Below are 16,737 nucleotides of genomic sequence, written 5' to 3'. Positions count from 1 at the left end.
TGCCCTGAGCCCTGAGCCCTGGTTTTTTCAGCCCCGTGTCTCTTCTCACTTCGTCCGGTCAAGTGTGATGCGGGTGTGGATGCCTTCAGGGGTGAATTCAAGCGATGCCTGAACACCTTTCAGGCTTTCGACAAACTGGATGAAGGGCTCCTTTCCAGTGGCTTCGATGGGTTGTTTCGGATGACTATGGGTGCCGTGAACCGTGCATTCGGCCACGCCACTGGTTGGTTCGATCTGGTAGCTTCCACCAGCCGGACAAAATGGAATGTAGCCCATCCGTTTCAGGAATTGTTGGTGAAAGTCAGGGTTGGTGATCGGAAACTGCTCGTTGAGCAATCGGATACCACTCAGGTTTTGCAGGCACGTGCCGCGCATCTTTTCCTGCCAGTGGGCGGCCACCGTTGGGCGAATCTGGCGAAATTGGGACGGCCTCATTGAAAAAAGCAGATTGGACGGCGTGTCGTGGGCCAGTAATGCCGTATCGGGTTTGTCTTTCAGCGCATCAATCAGGCTGGTTAGAACCGGCAGTTGCGTGCTGACAATCAAGTGTTTGCCGACAATCGCCCAGGCAAACCGGAAGTCAGCCACAAAGAGCGAGAGCTTTGCCGTGTGGATTGGAATGTCACGATATGAATTGAGTTCATAGCGTTCGAGTGTCAGCCAGCGTTCACCCTGCATCCGGAATCGCTGCTCGGCTTGAGCCAGCACTTTGTCAAATAGACGTTCCGCCTGGGCCGCATCCGTGATGTCCATCGAAACATAAATCGGCAGGGTGAGCGATGACAAAATGAGTCCGAAAAAGGCATCATCACCCCGAGGCAGGCCGCTTCCGCCAATCAAGGTCGTGGTCGTATCCATCGCAAAGGTAAAGAGCGGCGTTCCGTCACAGAAATTCAGACTGATGGTGTCACCAATCGTAGCGAGAAATTTCTCGCTGTCCGGGCCGGTCATATCCAGCAGAAACGATTTGAGCATTTCCTTGCGGAGCGGACTCTCCTCCCCAAGCTTCATCCCAACCGAAGCAATGGTGCCGGCGGTAACTGGAATTGAGAGTTTGGCCGGCCTGCCGCCGGCGGATTCGCGAACACCATTATAAATGCTGTTTTCAATCAGCGGCAGAATGCAGGTTTCGACTTCGATTTTGTCACGCAGTCGAAAGCGGATGCCCACCGGGTCGAAATATCGGCTCCAGTACTGGGTATAGCGTTCGACAAAATTCCGGTAGCCGGCGGCTTCGGCTGGCGTGGCCTGGGTGATTGGAATTTCGATCAGCGGGGTCAGATTGCGGTGTGAGCCGTGGACCGAACAGCGGGCCAGTCCCTGCTCGTCAAGCTGGTAGGTGCCTCCTGACGGGCATTCCAGGTCGTCGGCGTCAAGGAGCTTTTGTTCGCGGAGTTCGGTCAGCGTCACCGGTGTTCGTTTTCCCTGGTCATACCCGTGAGAGAGGTGGGCGTGTTCGAGGTTGTGCAGATTGGCCGTGCATCCAAGCTGGCGAATACGTCCAATTTTTTGCTCGGCCCCGACCACGCGCCGGATAAAGGCGTCGGAAAGGTAGAGAAACCCATCTTCGTCATTGACCGTGCCGGGAAAAATCGTGCGCATATAGCGGAATTCGGCTGCCGCTTTGAGTGACGGTCGTTTGCCTTGCGCCGCATCCAGGATGCGTTCCAATGCCGACCGCGAATTGGAATAGACTCGATAGCTGTCAACCGTGGTCCAGTAGGAAGAAATTTCCCGGTCCGGTGTGGTCAACGTGCCAATTTCAAAGTTGCCGTAGCGAGCGGTTGACTCGACCGCGTCCGGACGTTGTTTCTTGGCCTCAGCCCGGTGGGCCGCCATTGATTGATCAAAGATCGGACCGTTTTTGACATTAAAAATCACGCTCAAATCATTGCCGTCGGTGACAAATGGGTCATTTCCGGTTAAGGCAAGATCGTCCACGACAAAGCTGCCAAACAACCGGGTCAGGCTTGAGAGTTCGATACAGAGTTGTTTGAGGAGCCGCTCTTTCACCTGCCGGTCGTGCGAGGTGACTTCAATTGATTGCAGGAGCGTGGTGCCCCACTGGTCCAGCAAATCAGACAGCTCAATTTCACTTTTGATGGTTGAAAAATGGACATAATACTGATCGTGCGGGACCAGTTTGGCGAGTTCAAACACAACCGGCTGGCGGCCTTCAAGCATTTTTTCAAACGGATGCGATTTGACCGCCGGGCCTTCCAGTTTGGTAATCGGGACAGTCTGGCCGCCTCGATCATCTGAAATGTTCAGCAGTTGCCGGTACTGGAGTGATTCCTGAATCGCCAGTCCGCCGGTGGTGATCGAAAACAGGTCAACCTCCTCGCGAAACCGGTTGCCGCCGTCCCGACGCTGTAAACGCAAAAATCCACTGAAGTCAGGCATCGGGATCTGGTATTTCTCAACCGTCTGACGAATGAGCTGAAGGTGCATCCACGGATCGCCGCCATTGACCAGTTCAAGCCCAAGCTGGTTGGTCCAGGCTGTTGCCCATTGTTTAACCAGTTCGGTGTCGGCGGGGAATTTTTGGGGCGGTGACAGCTTCAGAGTGGCCACTACCCGCGCCGGCTCGCCTGATTTGGGCAGAGTGGCCAGAATGACCGAGGTTGGCTCGGAACCGCTCAGCCGGCCATACACATCAAGCCACTGCGGGTCTGGTTTCGATTCGGGTTTGGCATTCCAATCAATTGTGGGGGCTGTTTCTTGCACCCTGGCCATTTCAGCTTCCAGGTCACTCCGTTTTTTGGTGAGCGCTTTGTGTTCGGCTTCCACCCGATTCAATTTTGCCTGTAACACAGCGCGGGTTTCAGCCTTGATTGTGGTGTCTTTAAGGAGATCAGCCAGGGCTTTTTGCTGGGGTTCAAGCGTGGAAATCTGCTCATTGACCTGGTTCATCTTGATGCTTACCTGGTTGAGTCGTTCCTGATAGGCTTCATACTGTTTTTGATGTTCGGGCGATGTCCATTCCGTGCTGACCTGGGCCGGCAACGGGCGGTCAACGGCAATCGCAAAGGCGGTCCCGTCTGAGGCGCGTGCGGTGATGTCCCAGGCACTGTTCGGGGCAATATCAGAGAGTGGAATTTTGAGATGAAAAACCTGGGTCGTCCCTTGCGCGGCAAACCGGGTTTTGACGGATTGTGGTGCTGCCAGGCAGATCACACCGCTGCCAAGCACCCATAAAATGGCAAACAATCGAAGCATAAACCGCAGATACATAGGATCCTCACAGAGTCTGGTGGTAAAATATTCCAGTTTTGAGTCGGTCAAAACGAGTGAGTTGTTTGACAAATATACTGTTTTGAATGACTTACTTGTCCGGAATTGCGGCGTGTTGATTGAAAAATAGTGGAGTGGTGGTGGTTCTTGCTGGATTTGCGGGTTGAGAAACTGGGTTCAGTTACGAAGCGACTTGCCAACCTGTAGCAGTTGGAGTACTTTCGTGCTCCGAAAATTACCGGCTTTCCCACATCAGTTGGAGGCCGGGTAACCTACTTTAAAAACTTTCACATTAGGGAGAAGTTTATGCCAATTTCACTTTCAAAGGGCGGAAATGTATCGCTGAGCAAAGCGGAACCGGGTTTGAAAAAAGTATTGGTAGGTCTCGGATGGGAATCCAGAGCCACTGACGGCGCCGCTTTCGACCTTGATGCAAGTGTCTTTTTGCTGGCTGATACCGGAAAAGTCCGGGCGGATAACGATTTTATTTTCTACAACAATTTAAGTTCCACCGATGGTTCAGTGGTCCATAGCGGCGACAATCGGACGGGGGCTGGGGCCGGTGACGACGAAGCTGTGCGTGTAAATCTGCCCAGTGTTCCGGCGGATGTCAAACGTATTGTTTTTGCCGTCACCATCCATGACGCCGAAACCCGTCGTCAAAACTTCGGAATGGTCTCAAGTGCGTTCATTCGCGTCGTCAATGATGAAAACACAAATGAAATTGCGCGCTATGACCTGTCGGAAGATTCAAGCACTGAAACCGCGATGATTTTTGGTGAACTGTACCGAAATGGCGATGAATGGAAATTCAAAGCGGTCGGTCAGGGCTATAACGGTGGCCTTGGGCCGCTGGCACAGTCCTTTGGCGTTAATATTGGGTAATACCAGTTTGTAGTTAGTAGTCAGTAGTCAGTAGTCAGTAGTTAGTAGTCAGTAGTTCACTAAATCTATTTGATTGAGTTACTTGACTATTTTCTAATGCAAGGACTCCATTCCAAAATGGTATAAGATTCAGATAACCGATAAAGGAAGGTGAACCATGTCCATTAGTTTACAAAAAGGACAGAAAATCTCTTTGGCCAAAGAAGGCGGTGCCACGCTCACGAAAGTCGTGATGGGGCTTGGGTGGGATGCCAAGAAAAAAGGCGGCTTCTTTGGTTTTGGGGCCAAGGAACAGGAAATTGACCTCGATGCCTCGTGTTTGTTGTTTGACCAGAATAAGCAGGTGGTGGATGTTGTCTGGTTCCGCCAGTTGCGCAGCCGGGACGGCAGCATCCAGCACACCGGTGATAACCGCACGGGACAGGGCGAAGGCGATGACGAACAGATTATCGTGGACCTGCCGCGCGTCCCTGACTATGTGCAAACCATCATGTTTGTCGTCAACAGTTTTACCGGACAATCCTTCAGCGAAATTGAAAATGCGTTTTGCCGCCTCGTAGATCAAAGCAGCAATCGCGAAATCGCAAAGTACAATTTGAGCTGCAATGGCAATCACACGGCCCAGATTATGGCCAAGCTCTATCGCCACAACAACGAATGGAAAATGCACGCCATCGGTGAAAATGGCACTGGTCGGACGTTCCAGGAGCTGTTGCCGGTGATGATGCCCTACGTGTAAGCCCATTGAGCCTTGACAGGTATTCCTTGAGAGCCAGGTGTTTCACCTGGCTCTTTCATTTGGAGTGCGGGGACTTGTCACCGCTTTGGGTATTGATTCTGAGAGGATTCGCATGCATTTGACGACTTCGTTTTGGGTTGATGAAGCCAAATTGATCCAGGAGCCTTTTGCTGATGAAACAGTTTTGATCAATTTGGAAACCGGCCAGTACTACAGTTTAAATGCATCAGGTACTGACATCTGGCGACTGGTGAAAAAACAGGCATCGGTGGCAGCCATTTTCGAAGGCATGACGACGCGCTATTTTGCCGTTCCTGAAGCTGATATCGAAGTGGCCATTGTGTCGTTCCTGGAACTCCTGATTGAAGAAAACCTGATCGAAATTTCAGCGATGGAAACTTCCATCGGATTTATCCAGGGCGTGACGCCCCGGCCAATCACCGTTGAGCACCTGCCGTTTGTCGCTCCGACGCTCACGCGACATGCCAACCACCTAATATAGCCTTTTAGAAAAAGGTTCAGAGTATCGTCTTTAGACGAGAGGTTTTTTCTTCCATCCCACTGGTCATATCTCACGCCTGAAGGCGTTACTCTGAACTCAAAACATTTTCTAAAATGCTATGGAACCCTACTTTCGCAAGGTCACTGTTTCCGGCAACGCTGAAACCGTCAGCACCAGTCGCTTTCGGGCGGCATCAAATTCAACGGTTGACGACTCTTTTCCATTTACCAAAACTGCTTTCGGTGGTTGTTCAAGTCCAATCAGTTCAATCTTTTGAATTGCCCGACCAGCAAATTTACCGCTGCTTTGGAATTTGAGTTCCGTTGTGGTTCCGACGGTTTTCACCAGCCGGAATTCACCCTGCCGATACCCGTATCCTTCCCCGGCATCTTCAAAAAATTCGCCTTGCTGATTGTTTCCAGCCGCAATTGTCAAAAACAATGGCTGGTTGGCCATTTCGCCTGTGTTTTGGACAATGGGCTGAGTTGGCAACACAGCACCTGCCCGGACAAAAAGCGGCAATCGCTCAATCGGAGCTTCGACTTCCACCCAGTTTCCGCCCGTCATCCGGATTCCAGTCCACCAGTCAATCCAGTCTGTTCCGGCTGGAAAATACACCCGGCGTTTGGTCGCACCCTGTTTGACCACCGGCGCCACCAGCAGGTCTGAGCCGATAAGATATTGATCGTCAATCAAATAGGTGTTTTGATCGTGTGGGAACTGATACCAGAGCGGACGCATGACGGGCTGGCCGGTTTGTTCGTGATTGTGGAACTGGGAATAGAGATAAGGGAGCAGTTGATAGCGGAGTTCAATCGCCTGGCGGTTGATTTTTTCAAATTCCGGTCCAAAGGCCCAGGGTTCCTGATCGTTGGAACCAGCTTCGGTGTGTGAGCGATACATTGGTGTCAAGGCGGCGGCCTGCATCCAGCGGGTGTTGAGTTCTGCCGAAGGATTTCCGGAAAAACCACCGACATCGGCCCCGACCAGTGACACTCCGGAAATACTTAAATTCGTCAACATCGGAATCGAAAGCGCCAGGTGATCCCAACTGGCCACGTTATCGCCGGTCCAGATGGCCGAATAGCGTTGAATTCCGGCATACCCGGCACGGGTCAACACAAATGGCCGCAGGTTGGGCCGCAGGTTACGCAAACCTTCAAACGTGGCGCGGGCCATTTGCATGCCATAGACGTTGTGGTAGCGGGCATGGTCGCCGGGATGACCGTCTCCGGCATGGCGATTGGTCAACGGAAACGTTTTCAGTGGATGATGGAGCGTGTTTGGTTCTTTGAGATCCCAGGGAAGAAAGGTTGCCGGCTCGTTCATATCATTCCAAAAGCCGCTGATCCCGTCGTCCAGGTTTCCGGCATAGTGTGACCCGAACCAGGCCCGCGCCTGTGGGTTGGTAAAATCCGGAAAGGCACAGGTCCCGGGCCAGACTGTCGCCTGAAACTCTTTGCCATCAGCCGTTTTCACAAAGTGATTCCCTGCCTGACCGCTCTGGTATACCCCATATTTGTCATCAACTTTGATTCCTGGATCAATAATCACCACGGTCCGGAATCCATCCTGGCGCAGATCGGAAATGAGTTTTTTCGGGTCGGGAAACCGTTTTTTATCCCAGGTAAACACCCGAAAGCCGTCCATGTAATCAATATCCAGGTAAATCGTATCGGCTGGAATTTTTCGACGGCGAAAATTGTCGGCAATTTCACGGACGCGGGCTTCTGGATGGTATGACCAGCGTGATTGTTGAAACCCGAGTGCCCAGAGCGGCGGCAATGAGCCACGACCGGTCATCGCGGCATATGCCGCCACAATTTTTTCAGGGGAACGTGTTTCTCCGCCGGTAAACACATAATAATTGAGGATCCCGCCCGCCACGCCAAATGTGTACCGGTTTGGGTTGGTCTTGCCCATATCAAAAAAGCTGCGGTAGGTATTGTCCACAAACACACCATAGGCGCGGGCATTGGACAGGGCGATAAAAAAGGGAATGGTCTGGTAAATCGGATCGGTGCCGACCGGATAGCCATAGGTGTCGGTATTCCACATCACCAAAAATTGATCATGGCGTGAGAGCGGCAACGCTTTTTCACCAAACCCATAGTAGAGTTCAGTTGGTGTGCGTTGTTTGGACGTTTCGATCTCGCCTGTCTGGCTGTCAAAGGCCGTGGGGCGAGCCGGATCATCGGTCACCACAGATTTTCCAGCCGCATCCAGAACCGTCAGGAGAAAACCTTTTCGCTCAATCATCACGGTGGCGCCGCCCGGAGCCGCGAGTTTGATGGTGGTTCCGGTTTCGGCCACTGTAATGGCTGGCGGCGGTTGGTCACTGTGATTGACAGCATAGGACCAGTCTTCTTCGATGATACCTGGAGGAATGACCCGCACTCGAACCACGTCTGCTGTCACAAAACGGACTTCAGCTTTCACCCGGCTTGAAAGCTGGCACACAACACCGTTTTTCTCGCGGAGAAGTGTGGTAACATCGCCCACCGGCTGTACCGCCGCTGCTACTGTCTGGGAAGCGATCACCAAACCAAATACAACACCAAACACGATTTTTAACCAGGAGACTCCTGGCTCAACCTTGAGTTGTTGAGGCAACACCATAGTCAATTCCTTGTTGTGAAATGTGGGGAAATTTCAGACAGCCTACCACAAAACCTTTTGATCAGGATGGAAGATCCGGCATGAGAGCAAAATACTTTTTGAACCTGGTTCTGATTTTAGTTGTTGGAATAACAGCTTTTCTGAGTCATCCGTGGCAGGTATTGGCCCAGTCGCCGACTGGTTCGGCGATGACCGAAGTTGCCAGTAAACCGGTTACCGCTAAAAACAACCTCAAGGTGTTTGAGGTGGTCTGGTCAACCATCAACAAGGGATACTATGACGACAAATTCAACGGTGTTGATTGGGTGAAATCACGCGAGCGATTCCAGCCACGCGTCGCGGCGGCAGCCACTGAAAAAGAGCTATATGAACTCCTGCGCGAAATGGTGGCTGAACTCAAAGATAACCACGTTTCGGTCAAATCCCCTGAAGTGGCGCAATTGTTAAAGCGGCGGGCGTTTCCAAATATCGGGGCTGAATTTCGACGCATTGACCAGCAGGTCCTGGTAACCGAAGTGAAAGTTCCGTCATCGGCTTCGGAAGCCGGGATCCAGCCGGGGTGGATTTTGACCTCGGTCAACGATGTCCCGGTGGAAAAACTGGATGGGTTTTCAGGCGATGTTGGGGAGACGCTGCGATTCAAATTTCTGGACCAGACTGATAGCCCACGCGATATCTCATTGAATGTCACCTATTTGGCGACAACACCCATCCAAACGGCCCGCTTGCTGGACAAGAATGTGCTCTATGTCCGGTTTGATCGGTTTGAGGAAAACACGGGCAAGTGGTTTCAAGCCGTGCTGGCGCAACATGAAATGGCGAGCGGGTTAATTCTGGATCTGCGCCGCAACCTGGGCGGGCTGGTTTCGACCGTGCGTCAGTGTCTGGAGGTGCTTTCCCTTGAAGATGTTGTCGTGGGTGAATTTATCGAGCGGAGCGGAAAAGAAAAAATTTTCCGAATTTCAGGCAAGGGAAAGCGAGCCTGGAGCAAGCCAGTGGTGGTGTTGATTGATAAATACAGCGCGAGTGGGTCGGAAATTTTAGCGGCGGCGGTACAGGAAACCGGGCGGGGAAAAGTGGTCGGTCGGCCAAGTGCCGGGGCGGTTCTGGCCTCGATCAAAAAAGATCTTCCCGATGGGGGTGAGTTGCAATACAGCATCCGGGATTTTCTGACCGTACGCAACGTTCGGTTAGAAGGTCACGGGGTCAAACCGGATGAAGTCATCGAGTTAAGCGTCAACGCGGTGCGTCAAAATAATGACCAGGATGTGGCGCGAGCGCTGGAAATCCTGGGGCAATGAGCGATTTTCAGTCTGATAATACAAGGTATTTTCAGCGTCGCAATTACTTTTTTTCTCGCATCTGCGAAGACCAGGTGTGATCAAAAAATCTGCTTTTTTTTCAAAAGGTTACGCTGGGTTTCGATTGCTGCTTATGCTGCAAGTTTTATAGTTATTGACCCTCCAAACTCCCAATTTGTGGCAAAGTCAACACTTTTCAAGTCACCAAACCTGTGGCACAATGCGCCGCATCCGCAGAAGTTCACTGCCCAATGTCTTCTCTACACTTTCTACAGGTCCCCAATTTAACTTGAGCGTCAGGCTGACTTCTGCCTCCTGGTAGCTGGCTCGACAACCTGCCCGGAGCACCTGACCGCTTACGTGCCATTCTGACCGAATCACTTAAATTTTTTCGACGGTGAGCCGCGGTGCGGGTTGACTCTGATTGAAAAATTGTATAAAAGCGCCTTCCTTGCTCTGTATTCAAAACACTACGCGCTTTTCTCAGCACCAACTGCTCACGGCGGAAATCACGCCAGGAACTGCCAAGGCTAGATATCTTAGTTCCGAGTTTTGCTTCTTGTGTCACTGGTCAGCTTTGACGCTGTCCCTTACCTTGCTGTAAGTGGATGTGCGTCTTGTGAGTTGACTATCGCGCAGATGCAAGCTCGATTGGAATGAGAGGGATTTTATGTCACAGGTCTTTCACCGCAGTATGAACTCGGTGGCAAAGATTAGTATCGTCGGGGGCGCATTGCTGGCGGCCACCTTGCTGCTGACACTGGATTTGGCCATCCGGTCTCCGCTGGTGACCAACCAGGAGATCGCCCAACCGCAACCAGTTCAGTTCAGCCATAAACACCACTATTCCGGGCTCGGCATTCACTGCCTCTATTGCCACACATCAGTGGAAGATTCCTCGTTTGCCAATGTGCCGCCGACGGCAACCTGCATGAACTGTCACTCCCAGGTCTGGTACACGGCGCCGATCCTGCAACCGGTCCGCGCCAGCTATAAAGACAATCAGGCACTGGAATGGAATCGGGTTCACAATCTGGCTGATTTCGCCTATTTCAATCACAGCATTCACGTCAATAAAGGGATTGGCTGTGTGTCGTGCCATGGTCGGATTGACCAGATGCAGCTTGCCTTCAAAGCCCAGCCAATGACGATGGAGTGGTGTATTAGCTGCCATAAAAACCCTGAGCCAAACCTTCGTCCGCGCGACCAGATATACAACTTTGAGTACCAGCGCACCGACCCGGCAGAAGGTCCGAAGTTGATGAAGGAGTACAAGATTCGCAGCGCACGCATGCTGACGAGTTGCTCAACGTGCCACCGATAAGGAATGTGGGAACCGAAAACACTATGCCTACCAAAGAGAAACAGACCCTGTCCTCGATTCGCGAAGAATTGAATTCGAAGCAAGGCCGCCAGTTCTGGAGAAGCATTGAAGAACTCACCGAAAGCGAAGAATTTCTTGAGCTGATCCGCAATCAATACCCGCGTCAGGCATCGCTGTTGGGCGATGCGATTGACCGCCGCCGCTTCCTGCAAGTGATGGGGGCGTCGTTTGCCCTGGGTGGGTTGACGGCGTGCAATCCGATTGCGGCGCCAACAGATAAGATCGTGCCCTATGTCCGCGCCCCAGAGGAAATCCTGCCTGGGAAACCGCTCTACTACGCGACTTCGATGGTGCTTGGCGGGTTTGCTTCCGGGATTCTGGTTGAAACCCACATGGGCCGGCCAACCAAGGTTGAGGGCAATCCGGATCATCCGGCCAGCCTTGGGGCGACCAGTGCCTATGCCCAGGCGTCGGTCTTGGATTTGTATGATCCTGACCGCTCCAAAAACGTCCTCTATTATGGCCAGCCACGACCATTTGATGTGTTTCTCAGGGATGTGCGCGAGTTTTTGCCAGCCAGCAAAGCCAAACAAGGGGCCGGGATCCGCTTCCTGTCTGAAACGGTGACCTCGCCAACACTCACCGCCCAGTTCAAGACCTTCCTCGAAACCTACCCGCAAGCCAAATGGTATCAATATGATGCTGTCAACCGCGACAATTACCATGAAGGAACGCGGCTGGCTTTCGGCAGTTATGCCCATCCGGTGTACCACTTTGACAAAGCAGACGTGGTCGTTTCGCTCGATGCCAACTTCCTGGGCGATGGACCTGGTGCCGTGCGCTATACAAAGGATTTTTCGAAGCGTCACCGGGTTCGCAAAGATCAAAAAGAAATGTCGCGGCTCTATGTTGCGGAAACAATGCCGAGCGTCACGGGAACCGTGGCTGACCACCGGATGGCGGCCAAACCAAGCGAAATCCTGGGACTGGCCAAACGTATCGCGGCGGGGGTTGGGGTTCCGGTCAAAGATGCCCCAGCGGGCGGTGCCAATGACAAATGGATTACGGCCCTGATCGAAGACCTCAAGAAAAACAAAGGCAAGAGTGTGGTTCTGGCGGGCGACAACCAGCCCCCAGCCGTGCATGCCCTGGCCCACGCCATCAATCAGTCGCTGGAAAACAACGGCAAAACGGTGACGTTTACCGAGCCGCTGGAAGCCACGCTGCCAAACCAGCCATCACCGCAAAAGCAGGCTGAATCGCTCAAGCAACTGGTGCAGGAACTCGATGCCGGACAGGTCGAATTGCTCATTATTTTGGGTGGCAACCCGGCCTACACCGCGCCAGCCGACCTGCAATTTGGCGACAAGGTCAAAAAAGCCAAAACGGCGGTGCACCTGAGTTCGCACTATGACGAAACCTCAGTCAACTGCCACTGGCACATTCCGCAGAGCCACTTCCTGGAAACCTGGAGCGATGCCTGTGCTTTTGACGGCACGGTGTCAATTGTCCAGCCATTGATTGAGCCAATTTACAAGGAATCCAAATCCGCCCATGAACTGCTGGTGGCGTTTCTGGACCAGTTTAACCAGTCAAGCTATAGCGTCGTCCGCGAATTCTGGATGAAGCAACTTCAGTTGAGCGGTGAAGGGTTTGAAACCGCCTGGCGACGGGCGCTTCATCATGGATTTTTAGCTGGAAAGGGTGCGGCCCAGGCTCCGGCAGCCGCCCCGGCGCCAGCTTCAACTCCGTCACCCGCTGCTGGTACCGCCGCCGGTGTTGCGGCAGCGACAAAACCGGCTGAGCCAAAACCGACGGAACCGAAACCGGCTGAAGCCAGCAGTGCCAAACCAGCCGACAAGGCCGCGACTGAAAAACCCTATGTAATGCAGCCGGAAAAGACAGTCACCGCCCAACTTGATGCCGTGGCAACGGCGGTGGCCGGAATGGCCGCCCCAACCAGCAAATCACTTGAAGTTCATTTTGCCCCAGACCCAGGTGCGTTTGATGGACGTTTTGCCAACAATGGCTGGCTGCAGGAAACGCCCAAACCAATTACCAAAGTGACCTGGGAAAATGCCGTTCACCTGAGCCCGAAGACGGCAGCCCAAAAGAATCTCAAGAGCGAGGATCTGGTTGAAATCAGTTTTGGCGGTCGCAAGATTGCCACCGCACCAGTCTGGGTTGTTCCTGGACACGCTGAAGACTCGGTCACCCTGCACCTCGGGTATGGTCGTTCACGAGCCGGTCAGGTCGGGAATGACATTGGATTCAACGTCTTTGCCCTGCGCTCGACCACGTCGCTCTGGGGTGGCGACGGCCTGTCGCTCAACCCGACTGGCGATACCCACCATCTGGCTTCGACCCAGCTTCACTTCCGGATGGAAGATCGCGAACTGATTCGAATTGGAACGCTTGAAGAATTCCAGAAACTGCTCGACGGCAAAAATGCTGAAAAGCCATCCTTTGTCAAAGAAAAAGTTGATTTGGAAATTGAAGAAGAGAACAAGAAAAAGGAACCGATGACGGTTTTCACGCCTTCCGATCACATTGATGATCCGAAAGGATACCAGTGGGGCATGTCAGTTGATACCAGCGCCTGCACTGGCTGTAACGCCTGTGTCGTGGCCTGTACTGCGGAAAACAACATCCCGGTGGTCGGAAAACTGGAAGTCCTGCGTGGTCGTGAAATGCACTGGATGCGCATTGACCAGTACCATACTGGAAGCCCTGATGATCCAGATATTTACGTCCAACCAGTGATGTGCCAGCATTGTGAAAACGCACCCTGCGAAGTCGTTTGCCCGGTTGAAGCGACCAGCCATAGCACCGAAGGTATTAACGAAATGACCTATAACCGGTGCGTCGGTACCAAATACTGCTCCAATAACTGCCCGTACAAAGTCCGACGATTCAACTTCCTGGCCTACTCCGATTATGACACCCCGGTGCTCAAGTTGGGACGCAACCCGAACGTGACGGTCCGGAGCCGCGGGGTGATGGAAAAGTGCACGTTCTGTGTCCAGCGTGTCAACGCGGCCCGGATCGAAGCCGAAAAACGTGGAACGCCGGTTGAGGATGGCGAAATCGTTACTGCCTGCCAGGGCGCCTGCCCGGCGGAGGCGATTGTGTTTGGAAACATCAACGATCCACACAGCAAGGTCTCCAAGTTGAAGGAAGAACCGACCAACTACGACTTACTGGCTGAAATCAACGTCAGACCACGAACTTCCTACCTGGCCACGGTTCGCAATGTCAACAAAGACATTCCGAAGACGGCTGACAAACCAGAATGGGAACACAATTCATTATCTGAGGAGTCGAAGACATGGCTGTTGCCGAGTTAGACAAGCAATACACATATGATGAAAAGGGTGAGATTGTCGTCGTCGAACCGGGGCATACTTTCGAATCTGTCACCGGAGCCATCACCGGCGTTGTGCTCACCCCACCAGAAAAGACCCCGAAAGGGTGGATTTTTGGATTCTTTATTGCGTTTTCGATTCTCCAGCTTCTGATGGTCTCAGTGGCCTGGTTGATCTACCGGGGGGTTGGTATCTGGGGGATCAACGTACCCATCGGCTGGGGCTTTGACATCGTCAACTTTGTGTGGTGGATCGGTATCGGCCACGCCGGAACGTTGATTTCGGCCATTTTGCTGCTCTTCAAACAGCAATGGCGAACCTCGATCAACCGGTTTGCCGAAGCCATGACGCTCTTTGCGGTGGCTTGCGCGGCCATGTTTCCACTGCTCCACACCGGGCGTCCCTGGTACGCGGCTTATTTTCTCCTGCCCCAACACAACACCCTGGCCCTCTGGTTTCCACAATTTCGAAGCCCGTTAATGTGGGACGTGTTTGCGGTCTCAACCTATGGAAGCGTCTCGCTTCTGTTCTGGTACATCGGTCTTGTTCCTGATCTGGCTTCGATTCGAGACCGGGCTAAAAATCAGTACGTCAAGATTCTCACCGGGATGTTTGCCCTTGGGTGGCGGGGTTCGGCGCGCCACTGGGCCCGCTATGAAACGATCTATACCATTCTGGCTGGCCTCTCGACGCCGCTGGTGCTCTCGGTCCACACCATCGTGAGTTTTGACTTTGCGGTCGGCATTATCCCTGGCTGGCACTCGACGGTCTTCCCGCCCTACTTTGTGGCCGGCGCGGTCTACTCCGGGTTTGCCATGGTGCTCACCTTGATGATCCCGATGCGGTACTTCTACAAAATGGAAGACTTCATCACCACACGCCATTTGGAAAATATGGCCAAAATCACGCTGGTGACGGGTTCCATCGTGGCCTATGCCTATCTGACCGAAATCTTCTATGCCTGGTACAGCGGGAGTGAATTTGAATGGTACATGATGAAAAATCGCATTTTCGGACCGTACCGGGCCATGTATTGGATGTTGATTTTGTGTAACGTGATCACGCCGCAATTGTTGTGGTCACAGAAGATCCGGCGCAATGTTCCAGTGTTGTTCGTGATTGCAATCATTGTGAACATTGGTATGTGGCTTGAGCGGTATGTGATCGTGGTGGTGAGTTTGACACGCGACTTTCTGCCATCATCGTGGGGGATGTTTTCGGGAACGATCTGGGATTGGGGCCTCTATATCGGCACCATCGGCTTGTTCCTAACCCTGATCTTCCTCTTTATGCGGTTGATCCCAATGATCAGCGTGTTTGAAGTGAAAATGCTGTTGCCTCAGGCCAAATTGAAGGAGTCGCACCATCATGAATAAGGAAGAGAAGGCAGCTTTGTATGGCTTGCTGGCTGAATTCAACACCCCGGACGAGTTGGTGAACGCAGCCAAGAAAACCTATGACGCCGGCTATCGTCAGATTGACGCTTATTCGCCATATCCGATTGAGGAAGCCGCCGAAGCGATTGGATTTCACAAAAACGCGGTGCCCTTGATCACGCTGTGTGCCGGGATTATGGGAGGCTTGACCGGGTTTGGCATGCAGGTTTTTATGAACCTGTACCACTATCCGCTCAATATTGGTGGTCGTCCGCACTATAGCTGGCCGTCGTTTATTCCGATCACCTTTGAATTGACGGTGTTGTTTGCCGCTTTCACCGGGGCAATCAGTATGCTCGTGCTCAATGGATTGCCGATGCCTTACCACCCATTGTTTAACGTTGAGCGGTTTTCACGTGCCACGCAGGACAAGTTTTTCCTCTGCATCGAATCTGCCGATCCGAAATTTGATCTGGCAGAAACGCGCAAGTTTTTGAATGCCCTCAATCCAAGCGAAGTATTTGACGTTGAGCCGTAGCCAAAGCCAACTTATGAATGAAGAATGAAGAATTATGAATTATGAGTAAAGCAATCTCAGTGATTTACAAGAACTTAGCTTTTCATAATTCATAATTCATAATTCATAATTCATCCGGTTTGCTCTCAATCAACGAAAGGATTTGTGACGCAATGAAGAGGCTCACACCCACCACAAAGATGCGTTCTTCAACGCTTGTCCTCAAGGCGAGTTGCCTGGTGTTTCTGGCGTTGTTTGCCGTTGGCTGCCGCCAGGACATGGCGGACCTTCAACCCCGGTATCAGCCGCTGCAAAAAACGGATTTCTTTGAAGACCGCCAGGCATCCCGGCTCCCGGTTACGGGCACCGTCGCCTATGGCCGAAGCTTTACCAAAGCGGATCCTGATTTCCTGCGTGAAGATCGCCACCTGTATGACGGAAAAATGGCGGATGGTTTGTTTGCCCAGGACTTTCCGTTTCCAATCACCAAAGCTGATTTGGATCGAGGGAAGCAGCGCTTTGAAGCCTATTGCTCGATGTGCCACAACTATCGTGGCGACGGCAACGGGATGATCGTTCGCCGCGGATTGACCAAACCGAATTCCTTCCACCAGGACGACGTTCGCCAGAAGCCAGTGGGGTATTACTATTCGGTCATCAGCAACGGGTTTGGCTCGATGGGCAGTTATGCCGCCTCGATTCCGGTTCGTGACCGGTGGCGGATTGTGGCCTACATTCGGGCGTTGCAATACAGCCAGAATGTCCCATTGGCCGAAGTGCCCGCTGAAAAACGAAGCGAATTGGACAAGAAAGCAGATGCTAAGAGCGCGGGTGGCCAATCAACCGGAGGCCACCAGGCAGGAGGAGGTCACTGA

General features: G+C 52.6%; 11 protein-coding genes. 9 read left to right on the top strand and 2 right to left on the bottom strand.

The window, feature by feature from the left end; genetic code table 11:
• Positions 1 to 45: 45 nt before the first annotated feature.
• Positions 46 to 3,234: a hypothetical protein gene (locus HY774_12085; GenBank protein ID MBI4749222.1), complete on the bottom strand. Its 3,189-nt coding sequence runs from the start codon at positions 3,232 to 3,234 to the stop codon at positions 46 to 48.
• Positions 3,235 to 3,540: 306 nt separating this feature from the next.
• Here HY774_12085 and HY774_12080 point away from each other — a divergent pair, with 306 nt between their 5' ends.
• From HY774_12080 to HY774_12070, 3 genes are all read left to right on the top strand, one after another.
• Entirely contained in the window at positions 3,541 to 4,119 is a 579-nt protein-coding gene (locus HY774_12080; protein MBI4749221.1) for a TerD family protein, read from the top strand.
• A 157-nt stretch (positions 4,120 to 4,276) separates the two neighbouring features.
• Positions 4,277 to 4,858: a TerD family protein gene (locus HY774_12075; protein ID MBI4749220.1), complete on the top strand. Its 582-nt coding sequence runs from the start codon at positions 4,277 to 4,279 to the stop codon at positions 4,856 to 4,858.
• Between the two features lie 112 nt (positions 4,859 to 4,970).
• Positions 4,971 to 5,360 carry a PqqD family protein gene (locus tag HY774_12070; GenBank protein MBI4749219.1) on the top strand — a complete coding sequence of 130 codons (390 nt, stop codon included), beginning with the start codon at positions 4,971 to 4,973 and terminating at the stop codon, positions 5,358 to 5,360.
• A gap of 126 nt (positions 5,361 to 5,486) precedes the next feature.
• Here HY774_12070 and HY774_12065 read toward each other — a convergent pair whose 3' ends face one another.
• On the bottom strand, positions 5,487 to 7,979 hold the full coding sequence (locus tag HY774_12065; GenBank protein MBI4749218.1) for a DUF4968 domain-containing protein: 2,493 nt from the start codon (positions 7,977 to 7,979) through the stop codon (positions 5,487 to 5,489).
• 80 nt (positions 7,980 to 8,059) lie between these two features.
• On the opposite strand from HY774_12065, the gene HY774_12060 reads away from it, so the two are divergent.
• The 6 genes from HY774_12060 to HY774_12035 all read left to right on the top strand — a co-directional run bounded on the left by HY774_12060 (position 8,060) and on the right by HY774_12035 (position 16,737).
• Positions 8,060 to 9,280 carry a hypothetical protein gene (locus HY774_12060; GenBank protein ID MBI4749217.1) on the top strand — a complete coding sequence of 407 codons (1,221 nt, stop codon included), beginning with the start codon at positions 8,060 to 8,062 and terminating at the stop codon, positions 9,278 to 9,280.
• A gap of 670 nt (positions 9,281 to 9,950) precedes the next feature.
• The gene (locus HY774_12055) at positions 9,951 to 10,604 is read left to right on the top strand and encodes a cytochrome c3 family protein (protein MBI4749216.1); all 654 of its coding nucleotides are present in this window, start codon (positions 9,951 to 9,953) and stop codon (positions 10,602 to 10,604) included.
• 23 nt (positions 10,605 to 10,627) lie between these two features.
• The gene (locus tag HY774_12050; protein ID MBI4749215.1) at positions 10,628 to 13,951 is read left to right on the top strand and encodes a TAT-variant-translocated molybdopterin oxidoreductase; all 3,324 of its coding nucleotides are present in this window, start codon (positions 10,628 to 10,630) and stop codon (positions 13,949 to 13,951) included.
• On the top strand, positions 13,933 to 15,345 hold the full coding sequence (nrfD, locus tag HY774_12045) for a polysulfide reductase NrfD (GenBank protein MBI4749214.1): 1,413 nt from the start codon (positions 13,933 to 13,935) through the stop codon (positions 15,343 to 15,345). The genes HY774_12050 and nrfD overlap by 19 nt, the downstream gene beginning before the upstream one ends.
• Positions 15,338 to 15,883 (top strand): DUF3341 domain-containing protein, encoded by a 546-nt coding sequence (locus HY774_12040; GenBank protein MBI4749213.1) that lies wholly within the window; start codon positions 15,338 to 15,340, stop codon positions 15,881 to 15,883. Before nrfD ends, HY774_12040 begins: the two co-directional genes overlap by 8 nt.
• 179 nt (positions 15,884 to 16,062) lie before the next feature.
• The gene (locus HY774_12035; GenBank protein ID MBI4749212.1) at positions 16,063 to 16,737 is read left to right on the top strand and encodes a cytochrome c; all 675 of its coding nucleotides are present in this window, start codon (positions 16,063 to 16,065) and stop codon (positions 16,735 to 16,737) included.

Source organism: Acidobacteriota bacterium (assembly GCA_016208495.1).
Taxonomy (GTDB): Bacteria; Acidobacteriota; Blastocatellia; order Chloracidobacteriales; family Chloracidobacteriaceae; genus JACQXX01.
This window is presented reverse-complemented; position numbering and strand designations above follow the sequence as displayed.